Origin of the sequence: Bacillus sp. (in: firmicutes) (assembly GCF_031983925.1) — a bacterium.
GTDB classification, from domain to species: Bacteria; Bacillota; Bacilli; order Bacillales; family Bacillaceae_G; genus Bacillus_A; species Bacillus_A pacificus.
The window spans coordinates 1-12,322 of sequence record NZ_DALYZR010000010.1; the positions used below are offsets into that span (position 1 = coordinate 1).

The window sequence follows — 12,322 nt, forward strand, 5'->3', positions numbered from 1 at the left end:
TAAGTTTAAGAATAGTCTAAATCCTTAAGTTGATGGATGTGGGGTAGCACCACATGCCCATCAACTTAACATTTTGAAGTGCCCCCAAAACGAAAATTTTATTGTTTTATAGTTATTTATGAGAACTCAACTCATGTTCTTCGTTTTGGGGAGTTACCAATTTCTTAAGTTGATGGCAATTGTGTATTGTCCCTGATTAAAGTTAGTTTAAATCTTTGTATCCGCAATCATATTTGTTCACCAAATTGAGGTTTATCATAGGAATCGCATCATATGTCTGTCAACTTGGATTAGTACCAACGTTGCTATAATAAGGGAGAATGTAAATATTTTAAATAGTAGAGTTTTGACTTCCGGAACTTTTTTTGTGGAGTTACTTCAAAATCTTAGCTTGCTAACGATGTGTGGCGATTCCTAATATCTGCATAATATTTAGTCATATATCTTTAGTATATTAATTTCTTGAGAAATATTGCAACAGAAGCGTTCTATATATTAGATATATCATTTTTGTAACATGAAGGGGCATAGAATAGTACGGTAAAGAGTAGGATTAATGTTAGGTCATTCAATAGTTATACTGATAGGGGGGGAAATTAATGAAAAAACTAACTTTTAACGATTTGAACTCGCCGGAAACTATGCGTAATCCCATTATGTTCTATAAAAACCTTATGGAGCAAAAAGAGCGTTTCTTTCACATTGATGACTTTTATGGAATGGGAGGGGCATGGGTTGTATTTCACTATGATGATGTGGTTGCTATTTTAAAAGATTCCCGTTTTATCAAAGATTTACGAAAATTCACACCGCCTCATTATAAGCAGAATCCCATTGAGGAGAATACAGCAGTGAGTAAACTATTTGAATGGCTTATGAATATGCCGAATATGCTTACGGTAGATCCTCCTGATCATACTCGCCTACGTCGGCTAGTCTCTAAATCCTTCACACCACGTATGATTGAAGACCTTCGTCCTCGTATTCAGCAAATTGCCGACGAATTGTTGGATGTTGTACAGGAACAAAGAAAGATGGAAATTATTGCAGACTTTGCTTACCCACTACCCATTATTGTCATTTCAGAGATGCTTGGGATTCCCGCCACTGATCGAAATCAGTTTCGCGCATGGACACAAGAACTGATGAAGGCCTCAGTGGATCCTGGTCAAGGGACTACAGTGACAGCAACACTTGAAAAGTTTATTAATTATATTGAAATATTGTTTAACGAAAAACACCTAAATCCTAGTGATGATTTGATAAGCGCGCTAGTTCAAGCAAAAGAGCAAGAAGACAAGTTGAGTAAGAACGAGCTTCTTTCGACAATTTGGCTTCTTATTATCGCTGGACATGAAACGACAGTTAATCTAATTAGTAATGGTGTACTAGCGTTACTTCAACATCCTGAACAAATGAATTTACTAAGGCAAGATCCTTCTCTGCTGGCTTCCGCTGTCGACGAACTTTTACGCTATGCTGGTCCAATTATGTTTAGTAGCCGTTTTGCTAGTGAAGATGTGACAATACATGGAAATAGAATACGTAAAGGTGAATTGGTTCTACTCTCCCTGACTGCTGCAAATATTGATCCGAACATATTTCCTTATCCAGAGGAATTGAATATTTCACGGGAGGAGAATAACCATTTAGCCTTTGGGGCTGGTATACATCAATGTTTGGGAGCTCCATTGGCGCGTTTAGAAGGACAAATTGCATTAGACACTTTGTTAAAGAGGCTACCTAATCTCCGCCTAGCAATCGAAGCAGATCAATTGATTTATAACCATAGTAAAATTCGTTCCCTTGCAAGTCTACCAGTTATTTTCTAACCTAAGATCCGACATTAGTACCGATAGTGATTAAATTATATATAGTTTTGGAATAAAGGTTAATTAAAAGTACCTTATAAAACTCGATTTTAGATAAGGATATCGCCACATTGTTATAAAACTAAAAATTTATAGTACCCCAGAACGAAAAATTTGTGTCATTTATAAAAAGAAGGTCATTCTTATCGTTTTGGGGATACTTCAAAATATTAAATTACTGGTGGTACTAGCCCTAAATAAATCCTAGATACTAGTGCTAATTAGTCTGTTTATTTTGCTTAACCAACACAGAGAATCATATTAATTCAAGCCCTCTATACTTCTCGACAGAATATATAATATTCTCCACGAGCCATTCGTACATCTGCACTATACAATGAATCTTTTAAAAAAAGTAATCGGTTTTGTTTTACTTTCAAACATTATTAGGCACACCAATATAAATAGTACCATTTTTTCATTCCGTAAATAATGTTAATGAAAAAGGTGAAAGGATTTTTAAAGCTAAAAACAGAAATCTGTATAAGAGAATATTTCGATGGTAGGGATATTATGAAAATCGGTAAGTTTGGAGAAGTAAATAACATAAGTATTGATACAATTAGACATTATATGGATCTCAGTCTCATTATTCCTGAAAAAAAGGGAGGGCACTATTTTTTTGATGAGTATTGTCAAACAGATTTAGAACTCATTTTATATTACAAAGATTTAGGATTTAGTTTGAATGAAATTAAAGAACTATTTTTTTATAAAAATTTAGCGAAATCTATGAATCACGAAAAAGATACTTTTTACCAATCTTTATTTAAACTGAAATATGACAAGATGGAACAGGAAATAGAACTTTTAGAGGAGAAACGGGATAAATTAAAGGGAGTGTTACATGATTTATTATTAACAAATGAAACTTCTAATTCAATTATAGGGATAGATTTAAGTGTACTACATTTACTTACATGTTATAAGTGTAGCAAAAAACTAATTCTTCAAGATGGAATAATTACTAACAATCAAATTACAGAGGGGAAGTTAATTTGTAATTGTGGTAAAGAATACAATATTACTTCAGGAATTATAACTGTTGGTAAATCATTTAAAGCAAATGAGCTGACGTCACTTGATGATACTATTTCGGATTATATTCATGAAACGGATACTGCTTTTTTAGAAAATATACAGAAGGGAGGAGAATGGGCGAAAAAGAAACTAATGCAGCTAGATTTAAATAATAAGATACTACTGGATTTAGGATCCGGCCTCGGATTCTTTTTACGGAATAGTTATGAAGAACTACCGGAAGATTGTTTATATATTGCTGTTGATCGAGATTTGAATAAACTTTTATTTTTAAAAGATGTAATTGAAAAAAGAAATCCTAAAAGAAACATTTTATTTATCTGTGCTGATTTTTTAAATATCCCTATTCAAAAAGATTCTGTTGATATTGTAATTGATCAGTCTGGTACAAGTAATTATAGTTTTGAACATGAGGCTTTTTTATTACACGAATTAAATTCGCTTTTTAAACACGATTGTTATTTATTAAGCTCATTTATTTTATTTAATAAATTTAGTATAAATAGCCAAATTACAACTAGATTTCGAGAGAATTTTAAACTTTCAAAAGTAATGAAAGAAATTCATAATCTAAGGTTTCAATCCATTGATGAACGAACGTCAAATTATTTGGAACGGGGCGGAAAATACGAGGATTTCTTTGTTCAAGGAGAAGAAATTTATACATATTCATTTTTCGGAAAAAGATGGGGTTAACCCCATCTTTTATTTATTTTCCCTTCAAACTTTTCAAATCGTACATATTGCGATTGGGTTGACCCGAGAACTTACAATGTACGTAACACAAAATTAGGCAGGGGGAAAAGTTATGGCAAGTTTACGATTACATATGGAAAATAAAAAAAGAAACCAAGAGCTAAGAAATATTTGTTTATATTCAATTGCAAAAACAGTATCACTATTCGGTAGCTCTATTTATAGTTTTGCATTAGGATTGTATGTTTTACAAATAACTGGATCAGCGTTAAATTTCGCGATTACGCTCATATTAGGAACAATTCCAATGATTGTTATGAATCCATTTGCCGGTGTAATTGCTGATAAGGTTGATAAAAAGAAACTCGTCGTTTGTATGGACGTACTAAGCGGATGCTTATTAATAACTGTTTATATATTAAGCAGCTATTATGGTTTAAACTTATTCATCGTTTATACTACTACCTTTCTTATGACAGTATTTACAACATTTTTTGGAATAGGGTTAGAGGCTGCAAAACCAAATATCGTCTCTAAAGAGAGACTAATGAGTCTTAACTCTATAAGTAAAATTATCGACTCTATATCTTTAATTCTAGGACCTATGTTAGGAGGCATTGTTTTTGCAGTCTTTGATATGAAAACTTTTATAATTATTAACGGTATTTCATTTATCCTTTCGGCTATATCCATATTGTTTATAAACTTTAAATTGTGTGAGCAATACATAAATGAGGAATGTTCAATTAGAAAAATTAAATTTATTAAAGATATAAAGGAGGGATACTCTTACTTAATGGAGCGGGAAAGCTTAAAAAATACGTTTTGTATTTTAATTTCACTTAATTTCTTCTTAGGGTTTGCTGTAACTGTTCCATTGCCATACATTATTAATACAGTTCTCAATCTTAGCTCTAAACAATTTGGTATGATTCAAGGGACTTTCCCGATAGGTATGATAGTTGGTGCAATGTTAGTGAAAAAGATAACGAATCGTTTTTCTTATTCCTATCTATTGAAAAAAATAAGTTTTATGTTGGCAATTTTTATGATAGTTTCAGGTGCCCCAGTCCTATTCAAAAGTATTGAAGTTAATAATATTGTATTTGTTACTATGTATTGCGCTATTATGTTCTTTTTAGGGCTAATGATAGCATTAATCGATATCCCTTTAATTTATTTTATGCAAAGAGAGATTCCAGATGAATATAGGGGCAGAGTGCTTAGTATTGGATTAAGCGTAGGTAAAATGATGCAGCCGATAGCACTGGCATTATCAGGTCTATTATTAAATCATATTCCAGCCTACACGCTTCCAATTGGAGGAGGGATCGTATTTCTTATTTTGAATCAGGTTTACTCAAATAAATTGAATTTAGAAATTCATTCAAAAGGGTATAGTGTTGAACGTAATTAAATAATATGGAAAAAGCGCAGGATCATCATCCTGCGCTTGTCTATCGTAATTCAGCTGTTTTTCTAATAACAATCTTATCAATATCGTCTTCTTCATCACCAATAAATAACCCGCGTTCTTTTAAGTACGCTTCAAAATATAAATCTGCTTCTGCACGTTCATCATATGGTTTTACAGATAGAACGAAACCTAATTTGTTTTGTTCCTCTAAATGAGAAGTGGAAATGTAAGCTGGTACATTGTGTCGTAAAAAGAGTTCTTTAACCGGAATAATCATATCTTTCATTAATTTCGTTAACATGCCCATCTCAAACTCGAAATTAAAGCGATCTATACTACATAAATCGGCGAATACTACACCGATAAAACCTGTATTAAATACTTCTTGATATTCTACGTCTTCGTCATGATTACCGTAAAAATTCTTTTCGATTAAATAATTTACAAAATAAGCAACACCGTCACTTTGTTCAAATGGTTTCGTTGAAAGAACAAAGCCGATTTTCTTTTGTTTATGTAAATATACACATGACATATATGCTGAAATGTTATGTTCCTTAAATAGAGAACTTGTTGCCCCAGAGAGACCATCTAATACGTGATGAACAATTTGAAGTTTTTTACGAGCGAAATAATAGGATTTCTTTTGTAACTCCAATGTATCAATAAAGACAGAGCCGATAAAGCCTGTATTTGAAATGATAGGTGTTTGCTTTTTTCTTCCTCTGCGCTTTGCTTGAGCCATTGTAAAAATCATCCCTTCATGTACAATTAAAATAAAAAGAACGTTTGTTCGTATATTTATATTTTACTATTAAAACGCTCTAAAGTAAAGGGTTTTTGACGAAAAAAACAACAAAAAAGACACCTGCAAAAGGTGCCTTAAACGCTGTAGGGAAGAGGGTTCATCCATACAATTTATATTATGACACAGAAACAATCTCTTCTGTATCTTCTACATCTAAATGACAGTCCATAGTACGAACATCTTGATCTTCATGACTTCCGAAATAAATAGTAATTTTCATATGTATCGCTCCTTTATTCTAGGAATACCTAAAATAATTACTAGTAATGATAATATTTATTATATACCACTTTTTTCATTCCGACAACGTTATATCATTTTTTATTCTTTAAGGGCGCAAAGAGTAATGTGAAGAGATATTTTTATAGAAATAGGTACATTTCTTATATGTTATATTTAATACTGAAGTATTCGAATACAAATTTTATAAAAGGAGCAAAATGGATGAATTTTAAACAGTTACTAATAGATAATTTTACATATAAAACTTCATATATTGCGCGGCAGGCACAGGGAATGAATGTGAAAGAAACGAAGGATTACATTGCTGTCGACTGTGGTTTACCTGCAGATACATTTAATATCATTACTTTACTAAACAATAATGTAACAGAAGGGATCGAGAAATTATATAAAGAGGTAAACAACTATAATCAAAAGAAATTTCCAATGAGTGTTTGGTTTTGGGATGATAGGTACGAGCAGACTATAAAAAGCGAATTAATAAAACTGGACTTAAAAGAAGCAGAACAAAATATTGCAATGGTCGCAGAATTAAATACAATTCATCCGACAATAAACATGCCAGAAGGTTTTACAATACAAAAAGCATCTTCACCAGAACAAATTAAAAAGTTTGGAGAAACGTTAGCTAATTTGTTTGGTTCATCAGAGGAAGGTATACATGTACAAGCATTCTACAATCAAACTGCTTCTTTCGACTTATGGAATAGTGGGAATATGAACCTATACTTAGGACTTTATAAAGATGAAGTCATATCGGTTGGTTCATTAGTATGTACAAAAGATAGTATTGGTATTTATGATATAGCAACGAAAGAAGAAATGAGAGGAAAAGGATTTGGTTCTACTATGTTTCATTACTTGCTACAAGAAGCAAAGGCATTAAACGTTGCTCAATGCGTATTACAAGCTTCACCTGATGGGATTAATATTTATAAAAAGGCCGGTTTTCAATCTGTTGGACAAATGACTGTATTTGAAAATCGACATTTATTTGAATAAATTATTCAAGCCAAATTGCTTTCATGTAGGAGTTAATAAATCATTATGAAAAAGATATATATCGTTACAATACTTTGCATCTTTATAGTAATAGGTACTTTTGTTTTTCATAAAGTAAATGAACGTAAGTACACGAAAGCTATTAATCAATCAACTCATATAAAAAACATTGCACATAGAGGAGCTTCTGCGTATGCACCAGAACATACAATAGCAGCTTATACATTAGGACAACAATTAAAAGGAGATTATATAGAAATAGATCTCCAAATGACAAAAGACGGATATTTAGTAGCTATGCATGATGAAACATTAAATCGTACTACAAATGGTACAGGACTAGTCAAGGAACATACATTAGAAGAAATAAAGCAACTAAATGCAGGCTCTACTTACAATAAAAAGTATCCAAATTTAGCAAAGAAAGAATATGAAAATGCTAAAGTTCCAACACTCGAAGAAGTAATTGAAGTGTTTGGGCATGACGCGAACTATTATATTGAAACAAAATCACCTGATGAATATCCAGAAATGGAAGAAAAGTTATTAGAAATTATTAATCACTATGAAATACAGGATAAAGTTATTATTCAATCATTTAGTGAAGAAAGTCTGCAAAAAATTCATAATTTAAATGTTAATATACCCCTGGTGCAATTATTATCCTATAAGAAGGCAGTTCAATTAACTGAATTAGAGATAAAAAAGTATAAAACATATTGCATTGGTCTTGGGATGAACTATAAATATATTGATTCAGCTTATGTAAAGAGAATAAAAAAACATGGATTAGAAGTTCATCCATTTACTGTAGATAATGAACAAGATATGAAAAAGTTACTTTTATGGGGCGTTGATGGAATGTTTACGAATTATCCGGATCGTTTACATTCATTATTAAAGTTTTAATTAAAAGAAACTGTTTTTAACGTAATAGTTTATATAGGTTTTCGAGTAATATATAATTAAATTAATCTAGTTAAACTAAAAAGGAGTGTAAGTAGGATGAATATATTAGCTGTTGTCCCACGCCTCTATGTTTCAGACTTACAAACTCATCTAGAATTTTACAAAATACTATTAAAGCAAGAAAAACCACACGAATTTCAAATGAACGGAACGCATGTGATTAGATTTACAAATTTACTTTTAATTGAAGAATTAAAAGAAACAATTAAGAATCATGTTGCTGCAACGATTGTAATTGATGATCTCAACGAAGTAAAAGAACTAATCTTAAACTATAACGGCGTAATGATTACTGAGCCAATACAAGTACCCACAGGTATGAAAATGATAATTCGTCATCCAGATGGTAATATCATTGAATACATAGAGCCGACATTGAAATGAAATATGAAAAAGACGTGAAAAAGAATCCAATAAGCATATTGGATTCTTTTTTTGCTAGTTTTACGAACCGAACGCGAAAGAATACGACATTGGGTATTATTTTTCATAAGTTTAGTCAGAAAGTAACGAAAATGTAATGAATTTTAACTACGCTTTTTATATTTTTTTGATACACTGGCTACGAGAGGAATACCGATTAATGTAGGTAAAAACCAAAACCATATAGGTGGCAGTAAATTAATTATGGGAATATGAATACCGACGTTTACTAAAAGTGCGGTTACCGCACCTATATAAGAACCTAACATACCTCTAATATGGTGGTGGATCCAATTTTTCCAGCGTTTTTTTCTTGCAAGGTAGCCATAAATCGCAAAAGCATAAGAGAAAATTGCTACATAAAATAAATATGCGATTTTATCCCAGTTTATAATGGATAATATAATTGCAGTGAGGGTAATGACAACATAGGATGCATGATATATTTCGCCCCATTCCGTATGTTTCCCTTTCTTCTTTTGAGCAACCATCGCCACAATACCGGTAATTAAACATATTGTTCCAAATAAAATGTGGATGGTCAAAAGAACATTGAAAATACTCATAATAATTCCTCCTTTTTTATTTCTATAGTATTGCAGTATAGGAGAAAAGTTGAAACATATCGTTTATTCGTCTTAATATATTGAAATAAAGGTACTCTTAGAACAAATTTTCTTGAATTTAGTGAGTCACGTATTACGTGAAATGAAGGAGAGACTTCCATGTTTACATCTATTACATATTTACAATCAGGGAATGACAAGCAACAAAAGGTTTATGATGTTTTGAATAAACTAAACATCATGGAGGATTTAGCTTTATATAATCCCGTTCTTTGCGGGACTATACCTATAAGAATTGATACGCTTCAATCTGACTTAGATATAGTAATGGAAGTACATAACTTTGATGTTTTTGAACAAGAAATGAGATCTTTATATGGTTCTTATGAAGGATTCAAAATAAAAAAGAAAAAAATTAAAAATACCGAATCGATAAAGGTGAATTTTAAATTTGAAGGTTTTGATTTTGAATTATTTGCCCAGCCTAAGCCAGTGCGTAACCAAAATGCGTATAGACATATGATAGTAGAACACATGTTATTAATGCAGCATCCACATATAAGGGAAGAAATTATTCGCTTAAAAGAGAAAGGTTTAAAAACAGAGCCTGCTTTTGCTCAAGTATTAAACATTGTCGGAGATCCTTATGACGAACTTATTTTATTGGGACAGGAAATGAGATTGTGGTAAATAAGATATACAAAAACTCCTCCATAGAAAAAGAGGAGTTTTTGTTATGCCATTAGCTTACGAATTAATTCACTCAACAATTTAATCCCGTTAGTGATTTGTTCAGGGGAAGCATATCCATACGATAAACGTATGTACTGATCTGATTCTTCTTCATAGATACGTCCTGGGTTTAATAGAACCCCTTTTGATAGAGCCTCTGAAAATAATTTCTTCATCGGAATGCTAGGTACTACCTTTAGCCATATAAAAAATCCACCACTAGGAATATCCCACGTTGCAACATCTGCACAATACTTATTTAAAGCCCGTATCATGATTTGTCTTCGTTCTTTTAGTTGAATTCTTACGTTTGCAACATGTTCCTCATAAAAACCTTTATTTATCCATTCGGCAGCAACCCTTTGAGATAATGAACTCGATCCATAGTCTGTTTGCATTTTTATATCTGACAATCTATCAATAACTGGTTCAGGTCCAATAATCCATCCAATTCTAAGTCCTGGGCTAAGTGTTTTAGATAGGCTACCAACATATAATACATGTCCATGTTTATCTATCGACTTTAAAGGGACTGGAGGTGGTTCATCAATCCATAACTCGCGATAAATATCATCTTCAATAATAGGTAACTGTTCCTTTTCACATATTTTTATTATTTCTTTTCTTCGCTCTTTAGACATTAATATCCCTGTTGGGTTTTGAAAACTAGGGATAGAATATAAAATGTTTTTCTTTTTACTATATTTAATGCGTTTTAATAATTCGTTAGGTAAAACACCGTGATGATCCATAGCTATACCAGATAAATTTATATTTGCTGATTGAAATACATGAAGTGAATATAAGTAAGAAGGTTGTTCAAGTAAAACAGTTGATTCTCTATGCAAAAGACCAATTGATATTAATTGCAATGCTTGTAATGCACCAGAGACGATTAATATAGAACTCGGTGACGTATGTATTCCGAATGATTTTACGTATTTACTTATTGCTTTACGTAACGGATAAAACCCTTTTTGTTCTTCGTATCCAAAATAATCTAATTCCTCACTTACTTTTTTCATAATGGACTGCATCGTTTCTAACGGAAAAAGATGAGGAGCAAGTTCGCCTTTACTAAGATGGATAAGTTTGTTATTTGCTTCTGCCTCATTTATTTCTCGTACCATTAACTTGCTTGGTTTATGAATACCGGCCTTTACATATTCACTCCAATCAGGTGGTGGATTCGTTGCTAATAATGACCATGTATTATTCGTTACAATTGTTCCTGCTCCAATTTTCCCTTGAATCAGTCCATCAGCCATAAGTTCATCTAGTGCAGTTATTACAGTGCTACGATTTACTTGAAATGATTTTGCTAACTGCCTTTGACTAGGGATCTTACTTCCAATTGGCCACTCTCCATTTTCAATTTTTTCTTTCATATAATCTACTATCTGCCGATACTTAGGCAGTTTTTTACTATTTGTCATAAATAAACTCCCCTCGTTCACTTAAAAAATGCCAAGTGGTTGGTTTTTACGATAAGTAACTGGTTGAAGACATTGTATCAACTATTAAATATGATGAAAAGAAATAATTGGTAATTTGAAAATGGTTGGTTTATTAGGGAGGGAGAAACAACATGCATAATAAAAAATGGGATTTACGCATTATATGTGCTCACGCTTTTACGATTCTTATATGGGGATCTGCTTTTCCGGCAATTCGTATGGGGCTTGCATCTTATACACCTGAGCATCTAACTTTACTACGTTTATTAATCGCTTCATTTATACTTCTGTTGTTTTCTTTTATTTACAAGTTACGAATACCGGATTTAAAGGATATCCCAGCAATTTTTATATTTGGTGCGTTAGGATTTACTTTTTATCACATAGCATTAAACTATGGTGAAAAAACAGTAAATGCTGGATCGGCAAGTTTAATCGTTTCCGTCACACCTATAGTAACGGCAATTCTTGCTTCTATTTTTTTGAACGAAAAAATGAAATTAAACGGTTGGATCGGTGGGGGAATTAGTTTTATAGGAATTGCTCTCATATCATTTAGCCAAGGAGATGCTATTCAATTAAATAGTGGGGGATTTTTTATACTATTAGCAGCGATTTCAGAAAGCTTATATTTTGTTTTCCAAACTTCTTACTTAAAAAAGTACGGCTTCTTACCATTTACGATATATACAATTTTATCTAGTACGGTATGTATGCTTATTTTCTTCCCGGGAATGTATACAGAAATACTAGCAGCTCCTCTTGAAGTGAATATGAGTGTTATATATTTAGGTTTATTTCCAACAGTACTCCCATATATCGCATTGGCTTATATCATATCTCATTCTGGTGCTGCTGAAGCAACAAGTTCTCTATATTTAACGCCAGTAACTGCATGTTTCGTTGCTTGGATATGGTTAGGAGAAGTACCGACTTTTGTTTCAATAATTGGTGGGGGGATTACTATACTTGGAATTTTGATTGTTCATATACCAGTATTAAGAAAAGAAAAACATAGGAATCTAGCAAATAATCAATCCGTATAATGTAATTCAATAATGATTTTATGATACTTTTTTATATAGTTTCTTTCTTAT

11 protein-coding genes and 1 pseudogene are annotated in these 12,322 nt (G+C 32.0%); 8 read left to right on the plus strand and 4 right to left on the minus strand.

Translation table 11 applies throughout. The annotated features are described in order from the left end of the window. Positions 1-599: 599 nt before the first annotated feature. Positions 600-1,832, plus strand: coding sequence for a cytochrome P450 family protein (locus RTP99_RS21755; protein ID WP_000736948.1), 1,233 nt, complete (start codon positions 600-602; stop codon positions 1,830-1,832). A gap of 314 nt (positions 1,833-2,146) precedes the next feature. On the opposite strand, the pseudogene RTP99_RS27930 reads toward RTP99_RS21755, so the two are convergent. Beyond that, positions 2,147-2,258 (minus strand): annotated as a pseudogene (locus tag RTP99_RS27930) (DUF4318 domain-containing protein); the annotation flags it as partial. Between the two features lie 126 nt (positions 2,259-2,384). Here RTP99_RS27930 and RTP99_RS21760 point away from each other — a divergent pair. Together RTP99_RS21760 and RTP99_RS21765 are read left to right on the plus strand one after the other, a co-directional pair. Next, positions 2,385-3,608, plus strand: a complete 1,224-nt coding sequence (locus tag RTP99_RS21760; protein ID WP_046647254.1) for a methyltransferase domain-containing protein — start codon at positions 2,385-2,387, stop codon at positions 3,606-3,608. A gap of 112 nt (positions 3,609-3,720) precedes the next feature. Beyond that, complete coding sequence (locus RTP99_RS21765) at positions 3,721-5,025, plus strand: MFS transporter (protein WP_046647256.1); 1,305 nt, start codon at positions 3,721-3,723, stop codon at positions 5,023-5,025. Positions 5,026-5,065: 40 nt separating this feature from the next. On the opposite strand, the gene RTP99_RS21770 is transcribed toward RTP99_RS21765, so the two are convergent. After that, positions 5,066-5,782 carry a hypothetical protein gene (locus RTP99_RS21770; protein WP_002021581.1) on the minus strand — a complete coding sequence of 239 codons (717 nt, stop codon included), beginning with the start codon at positions 5,780-5,782 and terminating at the stop codon, positions 5,066-5,068. 495 nt (positions 5,783-6,277) lie between these two features. Between RTP99_RS21770 and RTP99_RS21775 the strand changes: the two genes are divergently transcribed. The 3 genes from RTP99_RS21775 to RTP99_RS21785 all read left to right on the plus strand — a co-directional run bounded on the left by RTP99_RS21775 (position 6,278) and on the right by RTP99_RS21785 (position 8,431). Then, entirely contained in the window at positions 6,278-7,078 is an 801-nt protein-coding gene (locus tag RTP99_RS21775; protein ID WP_001009763.1) for a GNAT family N-acetyltransferase, read from the plus strand. A gap of 45 nt (positions 7,079-7,123) precedes the next feature. Beyond that, entirely contained in the window at positions 7,124-7,987 is an 864-nt protein-coding gene (locus RTP99_RS21780) for a glycerophosphodiester phosphodiesterase (protein ID WP_000725559.1), read from the plus strand. 96 nt (positions 7,988-8,083) lie between these two features. Beyond that, positions 8,084-8,431 (plus strand): VOC family protein, encoded by a 348-nt coding sequence (locus tag RTP99_RS21785; RefSeq protein WP_001022863.1) that lies wholly within the window; start codon positions 8,084-8,086, stop codon positions 8,429-8,431. Between the two features lie 143 nt (positions 8,432-8,574). Here RTP99_RS21785 and RTP99_RS21790 read toward each other — a convergent pair whose 3' ends face one another. Then, positions 8,575-9,036, minus strand: a complete 462-nt coding sequence (locus RTP99_RS21790; RefSeq protein ID WP_000021776.1) for a DUF2306 domain-containing protein — start codon at positions 9,034-9,036, stop codon at positions 8,575-8,577. A 159-nt stretch (positions 9,037-9,195) separates the two neighbouring features. Between RTP99_RS21790 and RTP99_RS21795 the strand changes: the two genes are divergently transcribed. Next, positions 9,196-9,726, plus strand: coding sequence for a DUF4269 domain-containing protein (locus tag RTP99_RS21795; protein ID WP_000495174.1), 531 nt, complete (start codon positions 9,196-9,198; stop codon positions 9,724-9,726). 44 nt (positions 9,727-9,770) lie between these two features. Here RTP99_RS21795 and norG read toward each other — a convergent pair whose 3' ends face one another. Further along, the gene (norG, locus tag RTP99_RS21800; RefSeq protein WP_000185075.1) at positions 9,771-11,204 is read right to left on the minus strand and encodes an efflux pump transcription regulator NorG; all 1,434 of its coding nucleotides are present in this window, start codon (positions 11,202-11,204) and stop codon (positions 9,771-9,773) included. A 152-nt stretch (positions 11,205-11,356) separates the two neighbouring features. Between norG and RTP99_RS21805 the strand changes: the two genes are divergently transcribed. Continuing rightward, entirely contained in the window at positions 11,357-12,271 is a 915-nt protein-coding gene (locus RTP99_RS21805; RefSeq protein ID WP_000551602.1) for a DMT family transporter, read from the plus strand. The last annotated feature ends 51 nt before the right edge of the window (positions 12,272-12,322 follow it).

Bases quoted from the DNA above. Each gene is read 5' to 3' on its own strand.
- RTP99_RS21795 (WP_000495174.1), top strand. From the start codon at position 9,196: ATGTTTACATCTATTACATATTTACAATCAGGGAATGACAAGCAACAA.
- RTP99_RS21755 (WP_000736948.1), top strand. From the start codon at position 600: ATGAAAAAACTAACTTTTAACGATTTGAACTCGCCGGAAACTATGCGT.
- RTP99_RS21780 (WP_000725559.1), top strand. From the start codon at position 7,124: ATGAAAAAGATATATATCGTTACAATACTTTGCATCTTTATAGTAATA.
- RTP99_RS21760 (WP_046647254.1), top strand. From the start codon at position 2,385: ATGAAAATCGGTAAGTTTGGAGAAGTAAATAACATAAGTATTGATACA.
- RTP99_RS21785 (WP_001022863.1), top strand. From the start codon at position 8,084: ATGAATATATTAGCTGTTGTCCCACGCCTCTATGTTTCAGACTTACAA.
- RTP99_RS21790 (WP_000021776.1), bottom strand. From the start codon at position 9,036: ATGAGTATTTTCAATGTTCTTTTGACCATCCACATTTTATTTGGAACA.
- norG (WP_000185075.1), bottom strand. From the start codon at position 11,204: ATGACAAATAGTAAAAAACTGCCTAAGTATCGGCAGATAGTAGATTAT.
- RTP99_RS21765 (WP_046647256.1), top strand. From the start codon at position 3,721: ATGGCAAGTTTACGATTACATATGGAAAATAAAAAAAGAAACCAAGAG.
- RTP99_RS21775 (WP_001009763.1), top strand. From the start codon at position 6,278: ATGAATTTTAAACAGTTACTAATAGATAATTTTACATATAAAACTTCA.
- RTP99_RS21805 (WP_000551602.1), top strand. From the start codon at position 11,357: ATGCATAATAAAAAATGGGATTTACGCATTATATGTGCTCACGCTTTT.
- RTP99_RS21770 (WP_002021581.1), bottom strand. From the start codon at position 5,782: ATGATTTTTACAATGGCTCAAGCAAAGCGCAGAGGAAGAAAAAAGCAA.